The organism is Rubrivivax soli (assembly GCF_049810355.1).
Taxonomy (GTDB): Bacteria; Pseudomonadota; Gammaproteobacteria; order Burkholderiales; family Burkholderiaceae_C; genus Rubrivivax.
On record NZ_CP187368.1, the window covers coordinates 3,493,241 to 3,518,067 of the forward strand.

Genomic DNA, 24,827 nt, shown 5'->3' on the forward strand with positions numbered 1-24,827 from the left:
GGGCGGCGGGGCTGTGAAATGCAATGTGCCGTCGCCGAGCTATCTCCAAAAACGATAGATGGGGTTAACCATAGGCTTTGGGCGAAGGGCGGGTGGCAAGCCAGATCAGTGCCAGCCCCACCAGCGCCAGCGGCAGCAGCGAGCCCAGGTTCAGCAGCGTCCAGCCCTGCGTGGTGATCAGCGCGCCCGACGCGAACGAGCTGACCGCCATCGTCGAGAAGACGCAGAAGTCCATCGCGCCCTGGGCGCGGTTCTTCTCTTCGGGCCGGTAGGCCTGCGTCAGCAGCGTGCTGCCGCCCACGTAGAGGAAGTTCCAGCCGACGCCCAGCGCGAACAGCGCCACCAGGAACTGCATCAGCTCCACGCCCGACAGCGCCACCGCCACGCACACCAGGTTCAGCAGCACGCCCACCGCCATGACCGGCAGCGCGCCGAAGCGCTTGATCAGGCTGCCGGTGAAGAAGCTGGGCACGAACATGCCGAGCACGTGCCACTCCAGCACCAGCGCGGCGCTGTCGAAAGGGTGCTGGCACTGCTGCATCGCGATCGGCGTGGCCGCCATCAGCAGGTTCATCACGCCGTAGCCCAGCGCCGCCGCCGTCACGGCCACGATGAACACCGGCTGCGCGGCGATCTCGCGCAGCGGCCGGCCGCGGGCATCACCGGCTTGCGGCGGCCGGTGATCGGGGAAGCGGATGCACGACAGCGCCAGCAGCGACAGCAGCGCCACGCCCACCAGCACCAGGTACGCGCCGGCGAAGGGCACGGCCAGCAGCGTGCGCGTGGCGCTGGCCAGGTTGGGGCCGATGAAGGCGCCGATGATGCCGCCGGCCAGCACCAGCGAGATCGCCTTCTCCTTGAAGGCCGGCGCTGCGAGCTCGGGCCCGGCGAAACGGTACAGCGAGGCGTTGGCGCTGTAGAAGCCCGCCACCAGCGTGGCACCCACCAGCAGCCAGAAGTTCTGCTGGCTGACGGCCCAGGCGCAGGTGGCGGCCGACAGCATGGCCACCAGCAGGCCGATCTGGAACGAGCGCTTGCGTCCCAGCCGCGCCTGCAGCCGCGCCACCGGCCCGGTGGCCAGCGCACCGCCCACCACATAACCCGTGACCGGCAGCGTCGCCATCCAGCCCACCGGCGCCAGCGCCAGGCCGACGAGGCCGTTGATGGCGATGAAGGTGACGTTGTTCGTCAGGAACAGGCCCTGGCACAGCGCCAGCAGCAGCAGGTTGCGGTTCATGGACCGGATGATGACAGTCCGGTCGTCCGGCCCCGGGGCTCGCGCGTTGCAGACAGACGCGGCAATTCCGCAGCCCCTGGCAGGGCATGGCTCTTGCGTAGGATCGTCTGCAGCAACCGTGACGTGGGCCACAGCAGGGCCCTCTGGCTCGGAAATGACACGCAAACGTGGCCTTGCTTGGCTGGTCGATGAGCGCAGAATGAACGAAGCTGATTCCTAGGCGAGCACGCGCAAGCGGCGAGCCGACTGGTAAGACGGAAAGCTCTGATGGAGCCCGGGCCTGTGCAGCCGGGACTTCATCAGAACTTCCCAGGCACGCAGGCAGGGCGCACAGCCCCGCTGCGTGCCGCCACTGACCAGGAGCCCGCATGGACGTGATCAGCAACCTCAAGGCCCGCTACGAGCGCCTGAGTGCGGAGGAGATGTCCCTCGAGGACTATCTCGCCGAGTGCAAGCGCAACCCGCTTGCCTACGCCACCGCCGCCGAGCGCATGCTCAAGGCCATTGGCGAGCCGACCAGCATCGACACGCGCAACGACCCGCGGCTGTCGCGCATCTTCGCCAACAAGATCATCAAGACCTACCCGGCCTTCGCCGAGTTCTACGGCATGGAAGACGCCATCGAGCAGGTGGTGAGCTACTTCCGCCATGCCGCGCAGGGGCTGGAGGAGAAGAAGCAGATCCTGTATCTGCTGGGCCCGGTGGGCGGCGGCAAGAGCTCCATCGCCGAGCGGCTGAAGCAGCTGATGCAGGAAGTGCCGTTCTACGCCATCAAGGGCAGCCCCGTGAACGAATCGCCGCTGGGCCTGTTCGATGCGGTGGAAGACGGCCCCATCCTGGAAAGCGAATACGGCATCCCGCGCCGCTACCTCAACCGCATCCTCAGCCCCTGGGCCGTGAAGCGGCTGGAAGAGTACGGCGGCGACATCCGCAAGTTCAAGGTCGTCAAGCGCTTCCCCAGCATCCTCAAGCAGATCGGCATCAGCAAGACCGAGCCGGGCGACGAGAACAACCAGGACATCTCCAGCCTGGTCGGCAAGGTCGACATCCGCAAGCTCGAGAGCTACAGCCAGGACGACCCCGACGCCTACAGCTACAGCGGCGGCCTGTGCCTGGCCAACCAGGGGCTGCTGGAGTTCGTCGAGATGTTCAAGGCGCCGATCAAGGTGCTGCACCCGCTGCTGACGGCCACGCAGGAAGGCAACTTCAAGGGCACCGAAGGCTTCGGCGCGATCCCGTTCGACGGCGTCGTGCTCGCGCACAGCAACGAGAGCGAGTGGAAGGCCTTCCGCAACAACAAGAACAACGAGGCCTTCCTCGACCGCATCTACATCGTGAAGGTGCCGTACTGCCTGCGCGTCAGCGAGGAGATCAAGATCTACGAGAAGCTGCTGCGCAACAGCTCGCTGGCCAGCGCCACCTGCGCGCCGGGCACGCTGAAGATGATGAGCCAGTTCGCGATGCTCACGCGCCTGAAGGAGCCCGAGAACAGCAGCCTGTACAGCAAGATGCTGATCTACGACGGCGAGAACCTGAAGGACACCGACCCGCGCGCGAAGAGCTACCAGGAGTACCGCGACTACGCCGGCGTCGACGAGGGCATGAGCGGCATCAGCACGCGCTTCGCCTACAAGATCCTGAGCAAGGTCTTCAACTTCGACAGCACCGAGGTCGCGGCCAACCCGGTGCACCTGATGTACGTGCTGGAGCAGCAGATCGAGCGCGAGCAGTTCCCTGCCGAGACCGAGCAGAAGTACATCGGCTTCATCAAGGAGCAGCTGGCGCCGCGTTATGCCGAGTTCATCGGCAAGGAGATCCAGACTGCGTACCTGGAGAGCTACTCCGAGTACGGCCAGAACATCTTCGACCGCTACGTCACCTACGCCGACTACTGGATCCAGGACCACGAGTACCGCGACACCGACACCGGCGAGGTGTTCGACCGCGCCAGCCTGAACGCCGAGCTCGAGAAGATCGAGAAGCCGGCGGGCATCGCGAACCCGAAGGACTTCCGCAACGAGATCGTCAACTTCGTGCTGCGCGCGCGTGCCAACAACCAGGGCAAGAACCCGGTGTGGACCAGCTACGAGAAGCTGCGCACGGTGATCGAGAAGAAGATGTTCTCCAACACCGAGGAGCTGCTGCCGGTGATCAGCTTCAACGCCAAGGCCAGCGCCGACGAGGCCAAGAAGCACGAGAACTTCGTGACGCGCATGGTCGACAAGGGCTACACCAGCAAGCAGGTGCGCCTGCTGTGCGAGTGGTACCTGCGCGTCAGGAAGTCGAGCTGACGGAAGGACCGCATGCAAGCCATCATTGATCGCCGCCTGGCGGGCAAGAACAAGTCGATCGGCAATCGAGAGAGGTTCCTGCGCCGCCACAAGGAGCAGATCCGCGAGGCGGTGAAGCGGGCGATCGACGGCCGCGGCATCCGCGACATCGAGCGCGGCGAGGACATCCACATCCCGAAGAAGGACCTGACCGAACCCGTGTTCGGGCACGGCCAGGGCGGGGTGCGCGAGGTCGTCCACCCCGGCAACCAGGAGTTCGTGCGCGGTGACCGCATCGAGCGGCCCAAGGGCGGCGGCGGGCAGGGCAGCGGCAGCGGCCAGGCCAGCGACCAGGGCGAGGGCGAGGACGACTTCGTCTTCAGCCTGAGCCGCGAGGAGTTCATGCAGGTCTTCTTCGAGGACCTGGCGCTGCCGCACCTGGTGCGCACGCAGCTGGCCGAGGTGCCGGAGTGGAAGAGCCACCGTGCCGGCTTCACGAGCGACGGCACGCCCAACAACCTGCACGTGGTGCGCAGCATGCGCGGCGCTCTCGGCCGGCGCATCGCGCTGGGTGCCGGCCCGCGCCGCGACCTGCGTGCGATGGAAGAACGGCTGGAGGCGCTGCGCGCCGCGCTGCAGCCCGGCGACGCGCAGGCGCAGCGCGAGGTGGACGAGCTCGCCGCCGAGATCGCGCACCTGCGCAGCCGCGTCGAGCGCATTCCCTACCTCGATCCCATCGACCTGCGCTACCGCAGCCGCATCAAGGTGCCTGTGCCGACCAGCAAGGCGGTGATGTTCTGCCTGATGGACGTGTCGGGTTCGATGGACGAAGGCCGCAAGGAGCTGAGCAAGCGCTTCTTCATCCTGCTGTACCTGTTCCTGACGCGGCACTACGAGAAGATCGACCTCGTCTTCATCCGCCACCACACGCAGGCGCAGGAAGTCGACGAGCAGAACTTCTTCCATGCGCGCGAGACCGGCGGCACGGTCGTCAGCAGCGCGCTGGTGCTGATGGAGGAGATCATCCGCGCGCGCTACAACCCGGCCGAATGGAACATCTACGGCGCGCAGGCCAGCGACGGCGACAACTGGCACCACGACAGCGGCCGCTGCCGCGAGCTGCTGGGCGAGAAGCTGCTGCCGCTGTGCCGCTACTACGCCTACGTGCAGGTGGCCGAGGAAGAGCAGAACCTGTGGGAGGAATACACGCAGCTGCAGGACGGCCACCGCCACTTCGCGATGCGCAAGGCCACCAGCGCCGACCAGATCTACCCCGTGTTCCGCGACCTGTTCAAGAAGGAAGGGGCCAAGGCAGCATGAGGGACGCCGCATGAAGCACAGAACCATCGCCGCGCTCGAGCAACCGCTGCCGCTGGCAGAGCGGCCGGGCGCGCCGCTGCCCGGGCCGAGCGACTGGTCGTTCGAGCTCATCGAGCAGTACCATCGCACCATCAAGGCCACGGCCGGGCGTTTCGGGCTGGACACCTACCCGAACCAGCTCGAGATCATCACCGCCGAGCAGATGATGGACGCCTACGCCAGCGTTGGCATGCCGGTGAACTACCGCCACTGGAGCTACGGCAAGGAGTTCATCAGCACCGAGAAGAACTACAAGCGCGGCCACATGGGGCTGGCCTACGAGATCGTCATCAACTCCAACCCTTGCATCAGCTACCTGATGGAGGAGAACACGATGGCGATGCAGGCGCTCGTCATCGCGCACGCCGCCTACGGCCACAACAGCTTCTTCAAGGGCAACTACCTGTTCCGCATGTGGACCGATGCGTCGTCGATCATCGACTACCTCGTCTACGCGAAGGACTACGTCGCCAAGTGCGAGGAGAAGCACGGGCTGGACGCGGTCGAGACCTTCCTCGACAGCTGCCACGCGCTGGCCAACCACGGCGTCGACCGCTACCGCCGCCCCAGCCGCAAGACGCTGGCGCAGGAACTGGCCGAGCGCAAGGACCGCGAGGCCTACGCGCAGCAGCAGGTCAACGACCTGTGGCGTACGCTGCCGCGGCGGGCCGACAAGGACGCCGCCGAGAAGGAGAGCAAGCGCTTCCCCGACGAGCCGCAGGAGAACCTGCTGTACTTCATCGAGAAGAACGCGCCGCTGCTCGAACCCTGGCAGCGCGAGATCGTGCGCATCGTGCGCAAGGTGTCGCAGTACTTCTACCCGCAGCGGCAGACGCAGGTGATGAACGAAGGCTGGGCCACGTTCTGGCACTACAAGCTGCTGAACACGATGTACGACGACGGCTTCCTGACCGACGGCGTGATGATCGAGTGGCTGAAGTCGCACACCAACGTGGTCTACCAGCCGCCCGTGGGGCACAAGGCCTACAGCGGCATCAACCCGTATGCGCTGGGCTTCGCGATGTACAACGACATCCAGCGCATCTGCGAGAAGCCCACCGACGAGGACCGGCGCTGGTTCCCCGACATCGCCGGCACGCCCTGGCTGCCGGCGCTGGACCAGGCGATGCGCAACTTCAAGGACGAGAGCTTCATCGGCCAGTACCTGAGCCCGAAGCTGATGCGCGACTTCCGCCTGTTCGCGATCACCGACGACGAGGCGCAGAGCGAGCTGGAGGTCAGCGCCATCCACGACGACGCCGGCTACCGGCGCGTGCGCGAGGCGCTCAGCCACCAGTACGACCTGGGCTCGCGCGAGCCCAACATCCAGGTCTGGAACGTGAATCTGCGCGGCGACCGCAGCCTCACGCTGCGCCACTTCCAGCACAACGACCGCCCGCTGCACGACACCGCCACCGAAGTGCTCAAGCACGTGGCGCGGCTGTGGGGTTTCGGCGTGCAGCTGGAAAGCACCAACGCCCGCGGCGACGTCACGAAGCGCTGGTCGGTGCCGGCGCCGGTCTGAGCCACGGCAGGCCGCCCCGGCGCCGGGGCGGCAGCGCGGGAGCGCTTCGGCGGCCGTATTCAACACCCGCGGGTGTTCGTAAGCAAATTTGAAGAAAACACAACGCTACCATCTCGGTGGTCGATGTGTCGTTGCCCTTGGTCTCCTAGGTAGAAAGGGTGCACCCCCCGATATAGGGGGTAAACAGGGGTCAAACCTCTTGACGCATTAACTGACACCTGCTAAGCGCAGCCTCCCGCACAGTGGCGGCTCGGACTGAAGCGCACTGTCTTGGCACAGCGCAACAGCTTCCGAGCTGCCAGAGAGCCTCCGAATCGTCGGTGGTCAAGGCGATTTCAGACGCGAGTGCGCGAGCGGACATGCAGAGACGGACTTTTTTGCGCGGCACGGTGAGCAGTGCCGGCCTGGTGGCCCTGGCTGGATGCGGGGGCGGTGAGACGGTCGCGGACGAGACAGCGGCTGCCGCGACCGACGGCGACATGCAGGCCCTGGCGCTGCGGCGCCGGCCGCGTCCCAAGCCCGAGCCCACGCCCTTGCCCGGCGTCGCCCCCCTGACCCTGGCCTTCGACGCCCAGACGCCCGAGCAGATCAGCATCCGCGCGCCGCTGACGCGCACGGTCGCCGCCGGCACCACGGTGCTGGCCCAGTACAAGCTGGCGGGCAGCACCACCTGGCGCAGCGCGGGCCCGCTGTTCCAGGTGGAGGTCGCCACGCTGCCGGCCGGCGCGCCCGCCGGCATCGTCGACGCGTTTGCCGGCTGCATCTTCGATCTGCAGCCCGGGGCGCTCTACGACGTGCAGCTGACGGTCAACGAGCCGGGCCTCGCGGCCACCACCGCCGTGGGCGCGCAGTCGACGCGGGCCCTGCCTGCGGCGGCCCCGGCCGCCAACAAGACGGCCACGCCCGCCACGCTGGCGGCGCAGCTGGCGACGCTGGCGCCGGGCGACTGCCTGGAACTGGCCCCGGGCACGTACGCCCCGTTCACGCTGGCCGAGGCCCGCAGCGGCACGGCCACGGCGCCGATCTACATCCGCGGCGCCTCGCGGGCCGACGTCGTCGTCCACGCGCCGACGGGCGTGGCCGTGCTCTGGGCTGCGTCGTACGTGGTGCTGGAGAACATGACGCTGCGCGGCAGCGGCCTCGACAGCGGCACGGCGGCCAGCAGCGCCGGCATCGTCTTCTCGACCGGGCTCACGTCGCCGCAGCGCAACGCCACCATCCGCCACCTCACCGCGACGGGTTTCGACCGCTTCTGCAAGGCCTACGAGCCGGTCATCGGCCGCCTCGTCTACAACTGCAGCATCGTTGGTAACAACAGCTGGGCCAAGACCTACGAGATCAACCCCGAGTCGGGCGGCCCGAACTACACTTGGAACGACGACGGCGTGTCGGGCCCCGGGCAGGGCAACTGCTTCTTCGACTGCAGCATCACCGGCCACGGCGACACCTTCAAGATCCAGTCCTCGCGCGGCGTCTTCTTCAGCGCCGCCACGTTCATGTACCGCGTCGCCTGCGACCGCACCGGCGACGACTTCGCCGAGCTCGACGACGCCACCGGCAACTGCGCCGTCTACGACTGCGCGGTGAAGAACGCCGGCTCCGGCCTTAGCGTCGACGGCATCTACGGCGGCCCGATCTACTTCTTCCGCAACCGCGTGGCCAACACCGCGCGCGGCCCGATCAAGCCGACCAGCGACAGCCAGAACGTCGCGATCCTCAGCAACACCTTCCTGCGCACCAACAGCGCCACCGGCTTCGGCTTGTACGCCTCGGCCTCGGGGGCGAACCTGAACTGGCGCGTGCGTAACAACGCCATCCTGTACCGCGGCACGGGCGACGTGATCCGCTGGGACGCCTCGCTGCCGAACCTGAACTGGAACCACAACGCGATCTACCCGGCCAGCGGCGCCAACATCACCCTGGGCGCCGGCCGCGGCGCGTACAACGGCCTGGCCGCTGCCAAGTCCGCCCTGGCACCGCTGATGGCCAACGACGTGGCTGCGCCGAGCGACCCGTTCGCGACGCCGGTCGCGCTGCCTGCGGACTACAAGACCGAATACACGGGCAGCATGGACTGGAGCCTGGCCGCGGGTGTCAGCCTGCGCAACACCGGCGTGGCGCTGGCGGGCATCACCGACGGATTCAGCGGCATCGCGCCGGACATCGGTGCCGTGATCGCGGGCCGCCTGGCGGCCAACGCCGGCGACGGCTCGTCGCTGCCGTCGTGGATCCGCAACCAGGCGCTGAACACCTGGGCCGCACTGCCGACGAGCAACACGCTGGCCGACCTGAACCCGGACAACGACCCGCTGGTCAACCCGAACTACCCGGGCACGGCGCCGTGGCGCGCCGCGGGCAGCCACGCCTCCATCATCACCGCCTGGTGCGGTGCCGTCGCCGACCAGGACGCGGCGCAGCTGCACTGGCTCAACTGCGGCGGCCACAACGACGGCTACCCGGCCGCGGCCTACGCGCTGAACCTGCAGGCCGAAACCCCTTACTACCAGCGGCTGAACAAGCCCAGCGGCGCCGTCGGGCTGCCGCCGGAGAACTACGCCACCGAGTTCGCTCGCGGCATCTACGCGGTCGACATGAGCGGCCGCCATCGGGCGCAGCACACCGAGAGCTTTCAGTTCATGTGGCCGGGGCAGGGCATCTGCACGATGTCGGGCATCCTGCTGGCCAACACCGGCGGTGCAGTCGAGTCCAAGCCCTACATCAGCAGCCCGACGACGGGCGAGATGACCTTCCGCAGCGCTGTCAGCAACCAGAAGGGTAACGGCAGCTTCGACGCCGCCTGCTACGACCCGGTGCGCAACGTCGGCTGGAAGAAGGAAGCCGGCGGCTCGAATAAGTTCTGGAAGTGGAGCGGCCCGGCCACCGACACCTGGACGGCGGTGGGCGCCGACCACTACCTCAGCGGCGGCCTGTCGCTGGCGTACTGCCCGACGCACGACCTGATCCTGGTGGGCAACGGCGACAACAGCGGCACCGGCAGCGGGACGCTGAACCAGACCATCGCCGGCGGATTCGGCGTCTTCGATCCCGCCACTGGCACGCTGTACGCGAAGGGCGTGACCGCCACCTATCCGGTCTTCACTGGCGCGCCGGCGCTCAACGCCGCGTGGAGCACGGGGCTGTCGCCGGGCCTGTGCCTGCCGCAGTGGGAGCCCAGCTTGGGTGCCTTCTTGGCCTGGGACATGAGCGCGGGTAGCACGACGCAGATCATGCGCATCACGCCGCCCGCCTCGGGCGATCCGCGCACCGGCGCCTGGGCCGTCGACCACCTGCCCGTGGCGGGCAGCAACACCGTGACGCCCAGCCCGGCAGCGGCCAACGGCACCTACGGGCGCTTCGCGGTGTACCCGAAACTCGGCATCTGCGTCGTGGTCAACGCCGTCGGCGAGACCGGCTACTTCTTCAAGTACAAGAACGTATGAGGCGGCCCCGGGCTACCAGGCGAAGATCTTCCCCGGGTTCATGATGTTCTTCGGGTCGAGCGCGTGCTTGACCTGGCGCATCATCTCCACCGCGCCGGCGCCGGCCTCGTCGACCAGGAAGCCCATCTTGTGCAGGCCGATGCCGTGCTCGCCGGTGCACGTGCCTTCCAGTGCGATGGCGCGGCTGACCATCTGGTGGCTCAGCCGTTCGGCCAGCGCGCGCTGCTCGACGTCGCCTTCCTTCACCAGGTAGGCCAGGTGGAAGTTGCCGTCGCCGACGTGGCCGACGATGTAGTACGGCAGCCCCGAGGCGTCGGCCTCGGCGACGCTGGTCTCGATGATCTCGGCCAGGCGCGAGATCGGCACGCAGGTGTCGGTGGTCACGGTGCGGCAGCCCGGGTTCATGCTCATGCCGGCGAAATAGGCCTTGTGCCGCGCCGTCCACAGCCGCGTGCGCTCTTCGGGCGTGCTCGCCCACTGGAAGTCTTCGCCGCCGATGTCGCTGGCGATCGCCTGCACCGTCTCGGCCTGCTCCTTCACGCCGGCGTCGCTGCCGTGGAACTCCATCAGCAGCAGCGGCGACTCGCGCAGCCCGAGCTTGCTCTGCGCGTTGATGAAGCGCACCGCGTTCACGTCGAGCAGCTCGCAGCGCGCCACCGGCACGCCCATCTGAATGATCTGGATCGTCGCGTCCACCGCGCTGGCGATGCTGGGGAAGTGGCAGATCGCGGCGCTGACGGCCTCGGGCAGCGGGTAGAGCTTCAGCGTCACCTCGGTGATCACGCCCAGCGTGCCTTCGCTGCCGACGAACAAGCGCGTCAGGTCGTAGCCGGCGCTGCTCTTCCTCGCGCGCGTGCCGGTGCGGATGACCTCGCCGGCGGCCGTGACCACCGTCAGCCCCAGCACGTTGTCGCGCATGGTGCCGTAGCGCACGGCATTCGTGCCGCTCGCGCGCGTGGCCGCCATGCCGCCCAGGCTGGCGTTGGCGCCGGGGTCGATGGGGAAGAACAGGCCCTGGTCCTTGATCTCGCGGTTGAGCTGCTCGCGCGTCACGCCGGCCTGCACCGTGACCGTCAGGTCCTCGGGGTTCACGCGCACGACGGCCGTCATGCGCGACACGTCGATGCTGACGCCGCCCTGCACCGCCAGCAGGTGGCCTTCCAGCGACGAGCCGGTGCCGTAGGGGATGACGGGCACCGCATGCTGGCTCGCCAGCGCGACGACCGCGGCCACGTCCTCGGTGCTCTCGCAGAACACCACGGCATCGGGCGGCGTCACCGGGAACGGGCTCTCGTCGCGGCCGTGCTGCTCGCGCACCGCGGCCACCGTGGAGCAGCGTTCGCCGAAGCGCACGCGCAGCGCGTCGAGCATCGCGGCCGGCAGCGGGCGCCGTGCATGCGCGGTGAGGGCGTGGTCGGGCAGCGGCGCGTTCATGGGCGGTGTCTCCAGCGTGTTGTGCAACCGATTCTAGGCAGCGCTGCCGACGTGGGAATTGCGCCGCGCCACCGGTGCAATTTCCGCCCACGGCCGCGGCACTTCGCGGCACCATGGCGCCATGGCCACCGAACGCATCATTCCCGACCGCGGTGAGTTCGTCGACGCGCTGCGTGCCCTGCGCCGCGGCCGCGTGATGGTGCGGGTCAGCCCGCTGGCCGGCGGTTGCGTGATCGACGGCCGGCCGATCTACCACTCGGCGCCCACGCTGCTGCGCTACGGCATCGTGCAGCGCTGGGACAACCCCGACGGCTTCGACGGCGTCGAGTACTACCGCCTCTCGCCCGACGGCGACGTCTTCGCCGAGCGCGCGCTCGAGACCTGGCGCCACCGGCCGCTGCTGGAGCGGCTGGCCGTGCGCATCGCCGGCTGAGCCGGCGCGCCCCGGGTCGGGCGGCCGGCTACCATGCCGGGATGAGCAACCGCCTGACCCAGATCGCCACCCGCACCGGAGACGACGGCACCACCGGCCTCGGCGACGGCACGCGCGTGCCCAAGGACGCCCTGCGGGTGCAGGCCATGGGCGACGTCGACGAACTCAACTCCGGCCTCGGCGTGCTGCTGGCCGAGCCGCTGCCCGACGACGTCCGCACGCTGCTGGTGACGATCCAGCACGAGCTGTTCAACCTGGGCGGCGAGCTCTCGATCCCCGGCTACGAACTGCTCAAGCCCGCGGCCGTGCTGCACCTGGACCAGGCGCTGGAGCACTACAACGCGCAGCTGCCGCGTCTGAAGGAATTCATCCTGCCCGCCGGCACGCGCAGCGCGGCGCTGGCGCACGTGGGCCGCACCGTGGCGCGGCGGGCCGAACGCGCGGTGGTGGCCCTGGCCGCCGCCGAGCCCGTCAACACCGCGCCGCGCCAGTACCTGAACCGGCTGTCGGATCTGCTGTTCGTGCTGGCGCGCGTGCTCAACCGCGCCAACCTCGACGGTCTGGGCGGCGACGACGTCTACTGGCGCAGCGAACGCCTCGCGCGCGAAGGACAATGACACCGCGCTGGCTGCGTGCCCTGGCCGTCGCGGCGCTGGCGGCGGCGGCCGCCGCCGCGCAGGCCCAGCCCATGGCCGACCCCCGCCAGCCCTGGCAGACGGCCGACAGCGCGCACTTCCGCGTGCACTACCGCGCCAGCCAGCGCGTGCAGGCCGAGGCAGTGGCGCGCGCGGCCGAACGCATCTGGCCGCAGGTGACGCAGGCGCTGGCCTGGGAGCCGCGGCGCCGCACCGAGGTCGTCGTCTACAGCGAGTTCGATCTCGCCAACGGCTTCACGACACCGCTGCCGTACAGCCTGATGGGCGTGTTCCTGGCGCCGCCCGACGACGGCCAGCTGCTCGACAACAGCGCCTGGCTCGACCTGCTGCTGGTGCACGAGTTCACGCACGCCGTGCACCTGGACAAGGTGCGCGGCGCGCCGCGCGTGCTGCAGGCCATCTTCGGCAGCGTGCCCTGGTTCATCCCCAACCTGTTCCAGCCCGGCTGGGGCCTGGAGGGCCTGGCGGTGGTGAACGAAAGCGACCCGGCCGCGGGCCGCGGCCGCCTGCGCGGGCCGATGTTCGAGGCCTGGCTGCGCGCCGAGCGCGCCGCCGGCTTCCTGTCGCTGCGCGAGCTCAACAGCGACGGCCGCGCGCTGCCGCTGTCCAAGCAGTACCTGTACGGCGCCTACTTCTTCGAGTTCCTGGCGCGCCGCCACGGCGCGGCCGCGCCGCAGGCACTGGTGGAGCGCTACAGCGGCAACATCGTGCCGCGGCTGCACACCAGCCCCGTGGAAGCCACCGGCCGCACGATGGACGTGCTGTGGGACGAGTTCCTGGTCGACCTGGCGCAGCAGGTCGACGCCCGCGCCGCGCCGCTGCTGGCGCAGCCGGAAGCGCTGGGACCGCGGCTCGTGGGCCCGGTGCTGGACGTGCCGGCCGTGGCCGCGCTGCCCGGCGGCGACCTGCTCGCGGTGGTGGAAGACGGCCTGCACGGCGCGCTGCTGCAGCGCGTGGCCGCCGACGGCAGCCGCCGCACCGTGACCCGCGTGCTGCGCGGGGCGCGGGTCTCGGCGGCGCCCGACGGCCGCGTGCTGGTGGCGCAGCCCGACATCTGCAACACGCTCTACCTGGCCTACGACCTGTACCGGCTGGACGGCGACCGCCTGCAGCAGCTCAGCCATTGCGCGCACCTGCGCCGCGCCGTGTACGTGGGCGCGGGTGCGGGCGCGGGCATCGCGGCGCTGCAGCTGGTGGACGGCCGCACGCAGCTGGTGACGCTGGGCGCGGCCGGCGGCGAGCCGGTGGTGGTGCACGCGCCCGACGACGGCACCGAGCTGATCGACCTGGCGGCCATGCCCGACGGCAGCCGCGTGGCGCTGATCACGCGCCGCGGCGGCGACTGGCGCCTCGTCGAGGCCGACCTGGCGCAGCCCGGCGCCGCGCCGCGGCTGCTGCTGCGGCGCGATGCCCCGATGCACAGCCTGCAGCGCGGTGCGCAGGGCCTGGAGTTCGTGGCCACGGAGGGCGGCGTCAACAACGTCTGGCGCCTGGCGGGCGGCCAGCTGCAGCGGCTGACGCACACGCACACGGCCGTCGTCGCGCACGCCGGCAGCGCACCCGACGGCAGCCTGGCCACCGTGGTGGTGGCGCCCCAGGGCCACGCGCTGCACCGCCTGCCTGCGCCGGCCGTGCTGCAGACGCTGGCGGCCGACACCACCGTACTGCCCGCAGCGCCCGCAGCGCCGGCCATGGCCGAGACCACGCCGCCGCTGGGCGACGGCCGCCGCTACAGCGCGCTGCCGACGCTGGTGCCGCGCTGGTGGCTGCCGGTGCTGACGTCCGACCGCGGCCTCACCGCCTTCGGCGCCAGCACTTCGGGCAGCGACGCGCTGGGCTGGCATGCGTACATCGCGACGCTGCAGTGGGAGACCTCGCAGAAGGAGCTGCTCGGCGGCATCGAGTACCTGTTCCTCGGCAACCACGGCGTGGCGCTCGGGCGCACGCTGACGGCGCGGGCCTGGACCGGCGAGACCGGCGACGAGACCACCACCGTCTACGACCGCCGCACGCAGGCGCAGTGGCTGAGCCTGCTGCCGCTGACGCGGCTGGAGCGCCGCATCCGCCTCGGCGTCGGTGCGGCGCTCGACCGCGTCGAGCGCGTGGACCTGCCGGCCGACAACAGGGTGCGCCAGCGCGACGAGCGCATCGCGGCGCTGCTGGCCGAGATCGACACGCGCGGCAGCGACTGGTTCAGCGAAGGGCCCAACCGCGGCCTGCACGCCAGCCTGCTCTTCGAGAGTCACAAGCCCTTCAGCCAGGGTGTCGACGGTGGCGACGGCTACGACGGCAGCGTGCTGCGGGCCGACCTGCGTGGCTTCGTGCCGCTGTCCGGCCTGGGCCGCAGCGTGCTGGCGCTGCGCTGGACCGAGGTGCGCGCCTCGGGCCGCACCGCGCCGTTCCAGCTGGGCGGCGCCAGCGACGACATGCTGCAGATCGGCACCGTGCTGAACGACCGCGAGCTGGCGCTGCGCGGCTACCGCGGCGACGAGCCCGAACTGCGCGGCGGCAACGCGCGCATCGCCAGCGTCGAGTGGCGCCTGCCGCTGGCCGACATCGACCGCCACACGATGGTGCCGCCGGTGGGCATCAACCGGCTGTCGACCGCCGTGTTCTTCGACATCGGCGGCGCCTGGGACAACGGCGACCGCCCGCTGCGCTGGCGCCGCGGTGTCGGCGTCGAGCTGCTGGGCGAGCTGAAGCTGCTGTACGCGCTGGGCCTGCACCTGCGCGCCGGCGTGGCGCGCGGGCTCGATGCGCCGCGCGGCACGCGCGCCTACCTGGCGGCCGGGCGCGCGTTCTAGTCCGACGGCGCGGCCGCGCGCCCGTTGCCCGGCATCAGCCGGCGTGGCGGCGGCGCGCCTTCACGGCCGCGCTGAGGATGTCGAGCACGTTCACCGTGTCGCCCCAGTCGATGCAGGCGTCGGTGATGCTCTGGCCGTAGGCCAGCTGCGCCGGGTCGTCCTTGCCGGGCGTGAACTTCTGCGCGCCGCCGTGCAGGTGGCTTTCCACCATGACGCCGAAGATGCAGCGGTTGCCGGCGTCCATCTGCGCACCGACGTCGCGCATCACGTCGATCTGGCGCTGGTGCTGCTTGCTGCTGTTGGCGTGGCTGGCGTCGATCATCAGCCGGCACGGCAGCTTCGCGGCTTCGATCTCCTTGCACGCCGCGGCCACGCTGGCGGCGTCGTAGTTCGGTTCCTTGCCGCCGCGCAGGATGACGTGGCAGTCCTTGTTGCCCTTGGTCTCGACGATCGCCACCTGGCCGTTCTTGTGCACGCTGAGGAAGTGGTGCGCGCGCGCGGCGGCCTGGATGGCGTCGGTGGCGATCTTGATGTTGCCGTCGGTGCCGTTCTTGAAGCCCACCGGCGCGCTCAGCCCGCTGGCCAGCTCGCGGTGCACCTGGCTCTCGGTGGTGCGCGCACCGATCGCGCCCCAGGCGATGAGGTCGCCGATGTACTGCGGGCTGATCACGTCGAGGAACTCGCTGCCCGCCGGCACGCCCAGCCGGTTGATGTCGACCAGCAACTGCCGCGCGATGCGCAGGCCCTCGTGGATGCGGAAGCTCTCGTCGAGGTACGGGTCGTTGATCAGCCCCTTCCAGCCCACCGTCGTGCGCGGCTTCTCGAAGTACACGCGCATCACCACTTCCAGCTCGCCCGCGTGCTTGCTGCGCTCGGCCTTCAGCCGCCGCGCGTACTCGAGGGCGGCCGCGGGGTCGTGGATGGAGCACGGGCCGATGATGACGAGCAGCCGGTCGTCGGTGCCCTGCATGATGTTGCGGATGGCCGCGCGCGTGCCCGAGACCAGCGTCTCCACCGGCGTGCCCGCGATCGGGAAGAAGCGGATCAGGTGCTCCGGCGGCGGCAGCGGCGTGACGTCGCGGATGCGCTGGTCGTCGGTCTGGCTGGTCTTCTCGCTGAGGGCCAGGCGGCCATCGGTGGCTGTCGCGGACTTCGGGCTCATGACGGGCTTCCTTGGGGTCGGGGGTGGTGCGGGATGCGAACGGGCATAAAAAAACCGCCGGGGCTGCCGGCGGTTTGTCTGGGTGTGCTTCGCTGTCTCTTGTTTCGACTACGCGCTTGCCTCTCCAGCCGCCGTGCGGTGCGAGAACCAAAAGTACGCAAAGTAGAACGAGGCGGCGAAGCGCATGGCGCGCAATGTAGCACGCCGCGCGTTCAGTCGGTCCGCGCGTCGAGTCCGGCGGCGGTCAGGCGCTGCACGACCTCTTCCACGTGCGCGCGGTTGCGCGTCTGCAGCACCAGCTCCACTTCCACGCTCTGCACGCTCAGCGTGGAGAAGGCGCGCTGGTGGTGCACCTCGTCGATGTTCGCGCCGGCCTCGGCGACGATGCCGGTGATGCGCGCCAGCACGCCGGGCGTGTCGCGCGCCGCCACGCGGATGCGCGCCAGCCGGCCCGCGCGGACCATGCCGCGTTCCAGGATGGCCGCCAGCAGCAGCGGGTCGATGTTGCCGCCGCACAGCACCAGGCCCACCTTCTGGCCTGCGAAGCGCGCCGGTTCCTTCAGCAGCGCCGCCAGGCCGGCGGCGCCCGCGCCCTCGACCAGCGTCTTCTCGATCTCCAGCAGCATCACGATGGCCTGCTCGATGTCGCCTTCGTCCACCAGCACGAGGTCGTCCACGCGCTGGCGGATGAGCTCGCGCGTGATCTGCCCCGGCTGGCCCACCGCGATGCCCTCGGCGATGGTGCTGCTGCCCTGCGGGTGCTGCGTGCCCTTGATGGTGTTGACCATCGCCGGGAAACGCGCGGTCTGCACGCCGATGATCTGCATGCCGGGCTGGAGCGCCCGCACCGCGGTGGCGATGCCGCTGATGAGACCGCCGCCGCCGACCGCGATCACCAGCGTGTCCAGGTCGGGTTGCGCCTGCAGCATCTCCAGGCCGATCGTGCCCTGGCCGGCGATCACGAGCGCGTCGTCGAACGGGTGCACGAAGTGCAGGCCCTGGGCGGCGGCGATCTCCAGCGCGTGCGCGCGCGCGTCGTCGAAGGTCTCGCCGTGCAGCACCACCTCGGCGCCGAAGCCGCGCGTGCGTTCCACCTTCACGGTGGGCGTGTGCAGCGGCATCACGATCACGGCGCGCATGCCCAGCCGCTGCGCGTGGTGGGCCACGCCCTGGGCGTGGTTGCCGGCCGAGGCCGCGACGACGCCGCGCACGCCGGCCTCCGACAGCGCCAGGAGCTTGTTCAGCGCGCCGCGTTCCTTGAACGAGGCGGTGAACTGCAGGTTCTCGAACTTCAGGAAGACGCGGCAGCCGACGATCTGGCCCAGCGTGCGGCTCTCGACGCAGGGCGTGTCCAGCACGTGGCCGCGCAGGCGCTCGGCGGCCGCCTGCACGTCGGCCAGCTCGACCGCCATGGTCAGGCCGTGCCGCCGACGGTGAGGCGTTCGATGCGCAGCGTGGGCTGGCCCACGCCCACCGGCACGCTCTGGCCGTCCTTGCCGCAGACGCCGACGCCGGTGTCGAGCTGCAGGTCGTTGCCGATCATGCTGACGCGGTTCATCGCCTCGGGACCGTTGCCGATGAGCGTGGCGCCCTTCACCGGGTACAGGACCTTGCCGTTCTCGACCCAGAAGGCCTCGCTGGCCGAGAACACGAACTTGCCGCTGGTGATGTCGACCTGGCCGCCGCCGAAGTTGGTGGCGTACAGGCCGCGCTTGATGCTGGCGATGATCTCTTCCTTCGGCTTGTCGCCGGCCAGCATGTAGGTGTTGGTCATGCGCGGCATCGGCAGGTGCGCGTAGCTCTCGCGGCGGCCGTTGCCGGTGGGCTTCACGCCCATCAGGCGCGCGTTCAGGCTGTCCTGGATGTAGCCCTTCAGGATGCCGTCCTCGATCAGCACGTTGCGCTGCGACGCGTGGCCTTCGTCGTCGACGTTGAGGCTGCCGCGGCGGTCGGGGATGGTGCCGTCGTCGAGCACCGTCACGCCCTTCGCGGCCACGCGCTGGCCGATGCGGCCGGCGAAGGTGCTGCTGCCCTTGCGGTTGAAGTCGCCTTCGAGGCCGTGGCCCACGGCCTCGTGCAGCAGCACGCCGGGCCAGCCCGGGCCGAGCACGACCGTCATCTCGCCCGCGGGCGCCGGCCGGCTCTCGAGGTTGGTCAGCGCGGCGTTGACGGCCTGCTGCACGTAGGCCTCGATCTGCGCGTCCTGGAAGTAGCCCAGGCCGAAGCGGCCGCCGCCGCCGCCGGACCCCACCTCGCGGCGGCCGTTCTGCTCGGCGATCACGGTCACGCTCAGCCGCACCAGCGGGCGCACGTCGGCGGCGCGCGTGCCGTCGGCGCGCGCCACCAGCACCACGTCGTACTCGGCGGCCAGGCCGGCCATCACCTGCACGATGCGCGGGTCCTTCGCGCGCGCCAGCTTCTCGACCTTCTCCAGCAGCGCCACCTTCTGCGTGCTGTCGAGCGAGCCGATGGGGTCGGTGGGGCCGTACAGCACGCGGCTGGTGGCCACGCGCGGCTTGCGCGCGAGCTGCACGCGCCGGTTCTGGCCCGCGGCGGCGATCGTGCGCACGGTGCGCGCGGCGTCGAGCAGCGCGGCTTCGCTGAGGTCGTCGCTGTAGGCGAACGCCGTCTTCTCGCCGGCCACGGCGCGCACGCCCACGCCCTGGTCGATGCTGAAGCTGCCGCTCTTGACGATGCCTTCCTCCAGGCTCCAGCCTTCGTGGCGCGTGGTCTGGAAGTACAGGTCGGCGTCGTCGACGCGGTGTTCGGAGATCGTGGCCAGCGCCCGCGCGATGGCCGTCTCGCCCAGGCCGAAAGGGTCCAGCATCAGCGATTGCGCGATGGCCAGGCGTTCGAGGGTGGGTTCGCGGGTGATCATGGGCGCGCCTTCGTGCGAGAGGGGGGGCGAAAGGGCCTCGATTGTAGGAGTCGCCCCGTGCTGACGCCTGCTTGCAGGGCCTTCACAGTTCTTGACGCCACTTCATGCGGGCGCCGTCACCGGGCCGCAGCATGACGGCGTTGTGTCCACGCGCGGGGCGATGTCCGCACCGCCTGCAACGAGGAGAACGCCATGTCGACGATCCGCACCTTCCGCACCCCCCTGGCGGCCGCCGCGCTGTCGCTGTTCGCCTGCGCGGTGTTCGCGCAGACCCCCACGCCGCGCATCGACGCCCGGCAGGCCAAGCAGGAAGCGCGCATCGACCAGGGCGTGGCCAGCGGCGAACTCACCCGCCGCGAAACGGCCCGGCTCGACGCGCAGCAGCACCGCATCGACCGCGTCGAGAACCGCGCGCAGGCCGACGGCACCGTCACCGCGGCCGAGAAGGCCAGGGTGGCGCACCTGCAGAACAAGGCCAGCCGCGACATCCGGCGCCAGAAGCACGACCGCCAGGAAGCGGCCGGCCGCTGACGCCGCCTGCGGCTCAGGCGCTGGCGCCGTCCCCACGCGCCTGCAGCGCATGGGCGTAGAGCGCGTTGCGCGGCGCGCCGCTCAACTCGGCCGCCAGCGCCACCGCCTGCTTCAGCGGCAGGGCACGCAGCAGCACGTCCAGCGTGCGCAGTGCGGACGCGGGCAGTGCGTCGGCGTCGACCGCCACCGCCGGCAGCGCATGCAGCACCAGCACGAATTCGCCGCGCAGCCGGTGGGCGTCGGCCGCCAGCCAGGCGGGCAGCGCGGCGGCCGCCATCGTGGCCACCGTCTCGAACTGCTTGGTCAGCTCGCGGCACAGCGTGACACGCCGTGCCGGCGCGGCGTCGGCCAGCGCCGCGGCCAGCTGTTCGATGCGGTGCGGGGCCTCGAACAGCACCTGCGTCGCGGCCGACGCCAGGCAGGCGGCCAGCGCCGTGCGGCGGTCGCCGCCCTTGGCCGGCAGGAAGCCGACGAAGACGAAGCCCTGCCCCACGGTGTCGCCCGCGACGCTGAGCGCCGCGGTGGCGCTGCTGGCGCCGGGGATCGGCACCACGGCGTGGCCCGCGGCGGCGGCATGGGCCACCAGCGCCGCGCCGGGGTCGCTGATCGCCGGCGTGCCGGCGTCACTGACGTAGGCCACGGCCTGGCCCTGCGCCAGCCGCGCCAGCACCGCGGCCGAGGCCTGATGCTCGTTGTGCGTGTGCAGCGCCAGCAGCGGCTTGTCCAGCCCCAGGTGGCGCAGCAGCGTCGCGGTGACACGCGTGTCCTCGCAGGCCACGGCGTCGACCAGCCCCAGCACGTGGATGGCCCGCAGCGTGGTGTCGGCCAGGTTGCCGATGGGCGTGGCCACCACGTAGAGTGCGGCGCCGGCATGGTGCTGGTGGCCGGCGGCGGCCTGCGCCGCCGCGCGCAGCACGGAGGTGTCGATGTTCAAGAGCCGGTCCGGTGGGGTGACGACGAAGGCGGTCGGCGACGCCGCCGAGGCGCGCGCCGCGGCCTGGCTGCAGGCGCGCGGGCTGACGCTGCTGGAGCGCAATTATCGGGTCGCCCGCGGCCCCGCCGCGCACGGCGGCGAGATCGACCTCGTGCTGCGCGACCGCGACGGCACGCTGGTCTTCTGTGAAGTGCGCGCGCGCGCCAGCGCCGCGCGCGGCGGCGCGGCCGCCAGCGTGCAGGGCACGAAGCAACGGCGCATCGCCTATGCCGCGCGCCACTACCTGCTGCGCTGGGACACGCTGCCGCCGTGCCGCTTCGACGTCGTCACGGTCGACGGCGAGACCATCGACTGGCTGCGTGCCGCGTTCGACGATCCGGGCGGCTGAGCGGGCTTCAGTACGCGCAAATCGGGTCTTTGGGCGCGCAGAACTTCATGCGCGCCACCGGGCCGGCGTCGCTCTTTGCGTAAGCGCAGATCGGATCCTTGGGCGCGCAGAACTTCTTCGCCTCGGTCTTCGAGGCCATGGCCGGATGGGCAAGAACCAGGGCAGCGATGAGGGCGGAAAGGGAACGGATGGACATGGAAACAGACTCCTGATGATGGTGTCGCCACCGTGGCAACACCGTGGACAGCAGTCTCGTGCCCGCCGGTATCGATGCCGTTTCGCCGCCTGCCTGGCGCGGTTTCAAATGTTCGCCCTTCGCTGCACGCTTGCCCGGGCGACGGAACCTGTGTGCAAAGGTGCGTGTCCTATCATGCATGTCCATGCTCGAACAGCGCATCCAACAGCAATTCTTCGACAGCGCTGACCTGAAGTACCGCACCGCCGAGCCGCTGGCGCGGCCCATCGCCGACGCTGCCGGTGCCTTGCTCGGTGCCATCACCAGCGGCGGCAAGGTCATGGTGGCGGGCTGCGGCGGCACGGCCGTGCTGGCGCGCCACGTCGCGGCGCTCTTCGTCGGCCGCTTCGAGCGCGAACGCCCGCCGCTGCCGGCGCTGCTGCTGGCTCCGCAGCCGGCCCCGGCACTGCAGTTGCAGGCGCTGGGCCATCCGGGCGACGTGCTGCTGCTGCTGCACGGCGGCGACAGCCCGGTCGACGAAGCCCAGGTGGCCATCGACGCCGCGCATGGCAAGGACATGACCGTGGTGCTGCTGGCGGCTGCCGGCAGTGCCTTGCTGGCCGAACCACTGGCCGAAACCGACGTGACGATCGCCGTGCCGGCCGCGCGCAGCATGCGCGTGCTCGAGCTGCAGCTGCTGGTGCTGCACGCACTGTGCGACGCGATCGACCTGCAACTGCTGGGAGACCAGGATCCATGAACACCACCCTTGCCCACGCGCGGCGCCCGCTGCTCACGCTGCTGGCCGCGGCCTGCACGGCCACAGCGCTGTCCGCCTGCGCGCCGCTGATCGTCGGCGGCGCCATGGTTGGCGGCAGCATGATCGCCATCGACCGCCGCACCTCGGGCGCGCAGGTCGAGGACCAGGCCATCGAGCTGAAGGCGTCGTCACGCGTGCGCGAACTGGCGACGCTCGGCAACGTGCAGGTCACCAGCTACAACCGCATGGTGCTGGTGTCGGGCGAAGTGCCCACCGAACCCGACCGCGCCCGCGTCGAAGAGGCCTTGCTGCGGCTGGAGAACGTGCGCTCGGTGGTCAACGAGCTCGCGGTGCAGCCCAACGCCACGCTGGGCGACCGCTCGCGCGACTCGCTGACCTCGGCCAAGGTGAAGGCCACGCTGGTCGAGGCCAAGGACATGCAGGCCCACGCCATCAAGGTCGTCACCGCGCGCGGCATCGTCTACCTGATGGGCCTGGTGACCGAGCGCGAGGCCAACCGCGCCAGCGACATCGCGCGCTCGGTGCCGGGCGTGCAGAAGGTGGTGCGCGTCTTCGACGTGATCAGCGAAGAGGAACTGGCCGGCACCGTGGCGCGGCCCAATCGCTGACGCCGGCCGCGGCTACTTCTTCAGCCGCGTGATCAGGCTCGACGTGTCCCAGCGCCGGCCGCCGGCGGCCTGCACGTCGGCATAGAACTGGTCGACCAGCGCCGTCACCGGCAGCTGCGCGCCGTTGCGGCGCGCCTCATCCAGCACCAGGCCCAGGTCCTTGCGCATCCAGTCGACGGCGAAGCCGAAATCGAAGCGGCCCTCGACCATGGTCTTGCCGCGGTTGTCCATCTGCCAGCTCTGCGCCGCGCCCTTGCCGATGACGTCCAGCACCAGCGGCATGTCCAGCCCGGCCTGCTGGCCGAAGGCGATGGCCTCCGACAGGCCCTGCACGAGGCCGGCGATGGCGATCTGGTTGACCATCTTCGCCAGCTGCCCGGCGCCGCTGTCACCCACGCGCGTGACCGCGCGGGCCATCGCCAGGGCCACCGGCTTCATGGCGTCGAAGGCGGCGGCGTCGCCGCCGCACATCACCGTGAGTGCGCCGTTGACCGCGCCGGCCTGGCCGCCGGACACCGGCGCGTCGATGAAGTGCAGGCCGCGTTCCCGGGCCGCCGCGGCCAGCTCGCGCGCCACGGCGGCCGACGCCGTGGTGTGGTCGACGAACACCGCGCCGGGCGCCATGCCGGCGAACGCGCCGTGCGCGCCCAGCACCACGGAGCGCAGGTCGTCGTCGTTGCCCACGCAGGCGAACACGAACTCGGCGCCGCCGCCCGCCGCGGCGGCGGCAGCCGGGGTGGCTGCGGCGCCCCCGCCGTACTCCTGGGCCCAGGCCGCGGCCTTGGCCGGCGTGCGGTTGTAGACGGTGACCTGGTGGCCGGCACGGGCCAGGTGGCCGGCCATCGGGTGGCCCATCACGCCCAGGCCGAGGAAGGCGACGCGGCGGGGCGCAACGGTGTCGTAGGTGCGTGTGCTCATGCCCGTGATGCTGCCACGAAGCCGGGTGCCGCCTCCCCAGCCTGCGGGAAGCGGCGTTGTCGATGCGCTTTACAGACCTCGCCCCCTGCTTGGGAATCGCCCGCGCAAGTGCTTGATTCGCAAGGAAGTTCTGATCTGGCCCGGCGGTTGCTTTGCAGAGCCTGTACAGCGATGACCGCTGTCACCGTGTCGCTCCACAGGAAGGCCAAACACCATGAAGTTCAACCGCACCTCCGTCGCCGCCGCCATCGTGGCTGCCGGCGCCCTGTTCGCCGGCGCAGCACACGCTGGCACCGTCATCTACAACACCGGCAACGCGGCCACGGCCACGGTCGCCCTGGGTGTCAACGACGACGGCTCGCTGAACACCGACCCCAACATCACCGTGAACGCCGGCCGCACCGGCCTGGCCTCGAAGTTCCCCGACGGCACCTGGCGTGACGCCACCGCCCCCGGCTGCTACTGCGAAGGCTGGGGCGTGTCGGTGAACAACATCGTCAGTGGCTATGCCAACGTCAGCACCGACGGCGGCCCCGTCAACCTGACGTTCGGCGCCGCCACCGGCGTCACCGGCAGCACCGTCACGACGTCGGCAGCGCTGACCTCGCTGAGCGGCCTGACCGTCACGCAGGCCTACTCGGCCTCGACCGAGACCAGCGCGCTGTTCAAGAACACGGTGACCATCACCAACAACACCGGCGCCGCCGTCAACAACGTCAAGTACGTGCGCGTGATGGACTGGGACATCCCGCCGACCGAGTTCGACGAGTACGTGTCGATCCGCGGCACTGCCACCACCACGCTGCTGGAGAAGTCGCACAACAACGGCTTCAACACCGCGAACCCGCTGAATGACTTCGGCGCCCGCGACCCGGCCACCGTCGACGTCGACTTCGACGACAACGGCCTGGACGACCACGGCGCGTACTTCCGCTTCAACTTCGGCACGCTGGAGGATGGCGAGAGCTACACCTTCAACATCTTCTACGGCGCCGCCACCAGCGAAGGCGCTGCCCTGGCTGCCGTGGGCGCGGAAGACATCGAGCTGTACTCCTTCGGCCAGTCGCGCGGCGGTGAGGTGACCGGCGCGCCGGCGACCTACATCTTCGGCTTCAGCGGTGTCGGCGGCACGCCGATCCCGGTGCCGGAACCCGGTTCGCTGGCCCTGGTCGGCCTGGCGCTGGCGGGCCTGGGCGCGATGCGCCGCCGCAAGCAAGCCTGAGCATCCGACGCGGTCACGTCGTGACCGATCGCAGCCCCTCGCGCCAATTGGCCCGAGGGGCTTTTTCGTGCC

At 70.3% G+C, this 24,827-nt stretch carries 20 protein-coding genes; 12 read left to right on the plus strand and 8 right to left on the minus strand.

Annotated features, from left to right (window positions below; genetic code table 11):
- Positions 1–64: 64 nt before the first annotated feature.
- Entirely contained in the window at positions 65–1,237 is a 1,173-nt protein-coding gene (locus tag ACPOLB_RS15970; protein ID WP_425256998.1) for an MFS transporter, read from the minus strand.
- A 368-nt stretch (positions 1,238–1,605) separates the two neighbouring features.
- Here ACPOLB_RS15970 and ACPOLB_RS15975 point away from each other — a divergent pair, with 368 nt between their 5' ends.
- The 4 genes from ACPOLB_RS15975 to ACPOLB_RS15990 all read left to right on the plus strand — a co-directional run bounded on the left by ACPOLB_RS15975 (position 1,606) and on the right by ACPOLB_RS15990 (position 9,831).
- Positions 1,606–3,528 (plus strand): PrkA family serine protein kinase, encoded by a 1,923-nt coding sequence (locus tag ACPOLB_RS15975; protein WP_425256999.1) that lies wholly within the window; start codon positions 1,606–1,608, stop codon positions 3,526–3,528.
- Positions 3,529–3,540: 12 nt separating this feature from the next.
- Positions 3,541–4,827: a YeaH/YhbH family protein gene (locus ACPOLB_RS15980; protein ID WP_425257000.1), complete on the plus strand. Its 1,287-nt coding sequence runs from the start codon at positions 3,541–3,543 to the stop codon at positions 4,825–4,827.
- Positions 4,828–4,837: 10 nt separating this feature from the next.
- The gene (locus ACPOLB_RS15985) at positions 4,838–6,391 is read left to right on the plus strand and encodes a SpoVR family protein (protein WP_425257001.1); all 1,554 of its coding nucleotides are present in this window, start codon (positions 4,838–4,840) and stop codon (positions 6,389–6,391) included.
- Positions 6,392–6,870: 479 nt separating this feature from the next.
- Positions 6,871–9,831 (plus strand): hypothetical protein, encoded by a 2,961-nt coding sequence (locus ACPOLB_RS15990; RefSeq protein ID WP_425257002.1) that lies wholly within the window; start codon positions 6,871–6,873, stop codon positions 9,829–9,831.
- A gap of 12 nt (positions 9,832–9,843) precedes the next feature.
- Here ACPOLB_RS15990 and ACPOLB_RS15995 read toward each other — a convergent pair whose 3' ends face one another.
- Positions 9,844–11,265, minus strand: a complete 1,422-nt coding sequence (locus ACPOLB_RS15995) for an FAD-binding oxidoreductase (protein WP_425257003.1) — start codon at positions 11,263–11,265, stop codon at positions 9,844–9,846.
- 121 nt (positions 11,266–11,386) lie between these two features.
- On the opposite strand from ACPOLB_RS15995, the gene ACPOLB_RS16000 reads away from it, so the two are divergent.
- From ACPOLB_RS16000 to ACPOLB_RS16010, 3 genes are read left to right on the plus strand one after another with little or no spacing between them, the layout of a single operon-like run.
- Entirely contained in the window at positions 11,387–11,698 is a 312-nt protein-coding gene (locus ACPOLB_RS16000; RefSeq protein WP_425257004.1) for a hypothetical protein, read from the plus strand.
- A 41-nt stretch (positions 11,699–11,739) separates the two neighbouring features.
- Positions 11,740–12,315 carry a cob(I)yrinic acid a,c-diamide adenosyltransferase gene (locus tag ACPOLB_RS16005; protein ID WP_425257005.1) on the plus strand — a complete coding sequence of 192 codons (576 nt, stop codon included), beginning with the start codon at positions 11,740–11,742 and terminating at the stop codon, positions 12,313–12,315.
- Positions 12,312–15,158: a hypothetical protein gene (locus ACPOLB_RS16010; protein ID WP_425257006.1), complete on the plus strand. Its 2,847-nt coding sequence runs from the start codon at positions 12,312–12,314 to the stop codon at positions 15,156–15,158. Before ACPOLB_RS16005 ends, ACPOLB_RS16010 begins: the two co-directional genes overlap by 4 nt.
- Positions 15,159–15,192: 34 nt before the next feature.
- Here the strand turns inward: ACPOLB_RS16010 and ACPOLB_RS16015 are convergent, their stop codons facing one another.
- The 3 genes from ACPOLB_RS16015 to tldD form a co-directional block, all read right to left on the minus strand.
- Complete coding sequence (locus ACPOLB_RS16015; protein ID WP_425257007.1) at positions 15,193–16,320, minus strand: 3-deoxy-7-phosphoheptulonate synthase; 1,128 nt, start codon at positions 16,318–16,320, stop codon at positions 15,193–15,195.
- A gap of 212 nt (positions 16,321–16,532) precedes the next feature.
- Positions 16,533–17,732, minus strand: a complete 1,200-nt coding sequence (locus tag ACPOLB_RS16020) for a threonine ammonia-lyase (protein ID WP_425257008.1) — start codon at positions 17,730–17,732, stop codon at positions 16,533–16,535.
- 2 nt (positions 17,733–17,734) lie between these two features.
- Positions 17,735–19,198, minus strand: coding sequence for a metalloprotease TldD (tldD, locus tag ACPOLB_RS16025; protein ID WP_425257009.1), 1,464 nt, complete (start codon positions 19,196–19,198; stop codon positions 17,735–17,737).
- A 192-nt stretch (positions 19,199–19,390) separates the two neighbouring features.
- Here tldD and ACPOLB_RS16030 point away from each other — a divergent pair, with 192 nt between their 5' ends.
- Entirely contained in the window at positions 19,391–19,729 is a 339-nt protein-coding gene (locus ACPOLB_RS16030; protein WP_425257010.1) for a hypothetical protein, read from the plus strand.
- 13 nt (positions 19,730–19,742) lie between these two features.
- Here the strand turns inward: ACPOLB_RS16030 and rsmI are convergent, their stop codons facing one another.
- On the minus strand, positions 19,743–20,663 hold the full coding sequence (gene rsmI, locus ACPOLB_RS16035) for a 16S rRNA (cytidine(1402)-2'-O)-methyltransferase (protein WP_425257012.1): 921 nt from the start codon (positions 20,661–20,663) through the stop codon (positions 19,743–19,745).
- Here rsmI and ACPOLB_RS16040 point away from each other — a divergent pair.
- A complete protein-coding gene (locus ACPOLB_RS16040) occupies positions 20,656–21,051 on the plus strand; it encodes a YraN family protein (protein WP_425257014.1) in 396 nt (131 codons plus the stop codon). The two genes, rsmI and ACPOLB_RS16040, sit on opposite strands and share 8 nt — an antisense overlap.
- Positions 21,052–21,058: 7 nt before the next feature.
- On the opposite strand, the gene ACPOLB_RS16045 is transcribed toward ACPOLB_RS16040, so the two are convergent.
- Positions 21,059–21,247 carry a hypothetical protein gene (locus ACPOLB_RS16045; RefSeq protein ID WP_425257016.1) on the minus strand — a complete coding sequence of 63 codons (189 nt, stop codon included), beginning with the start codon at positions 21,245–21,247 and terminating at the stop codon, positions 21,059–21,061.
- Positions 21,248–21,431: 184 nt separating this feature from the next.
- Between ACPOLB_RS16045 and ACPOLB_RS16050 the strand changes: the two genes are divergently transcribed.
- Both ACPOLB_RS16050 and ACPOLB_RS16055 read left to right on the plus strand, forming a co-directional pair.
- Complete coding sequence (locus tag ACPOLB_RS16050; protein ID WP_425257017.1) at positions 21,432–21,986, plus strand: SIS domain-containing protein; 555 nt, start codon at positions 21,432–21,434, stop codon at positions 21,984–21,986.
- Positions 21,983–22,615: a BON domain-containing protein gene (locus tag ACPOLB_RS16055; RefSeq protein ID WP_425257018.1), complete on the plus strand. Its 633-nt coding sequence runs from the start codon at positions 21,983–21,985 to the stop codon at positions 22,613–22,615. Before ACPOLB_RS16050 ends, ACPOLB_RS16055 begins: the two co-directional genes overlap by 4 nt.
- 12 nt (positions 22,616–22,627) lie before the next feature.
- On the opposite strand, the gene ACPOLB_RS16060 is transcribed toward ACPOLB_RS16055, so the two are convergent.
- Positions 22,628–23,533 (minus strand): NAD(P)-dependent oxidoreductase, encoded by a 906-nt coding sequence (locus ACPOLB_RS16060; protein ID WP_425257019.1) that lies wholly within the window; start codon positions 23,531–23,533, stop codon positions 22,628–22,630.
- A gap of 214 nt (positions 23,534–23,747) precedes the next feature.
- On the opposite strand from ACPOLB_RS16060, the gene ACPOLB_RS16065 reads away from it, so the two are divergent.
- Complete coding sequence (locus ACPOLB_RS16065) at positions 23,748–24,755, plus strand: PEP-CTERM sorting domain-containing protein (RefSeq protein ID WP_425257020.1); 1,008 nt, start codon at positions 23,748–23,750, stop codon at positions 24,753–24,755.
- Positions 24,756–24,827: the final 72 nt, after the last annotated feature.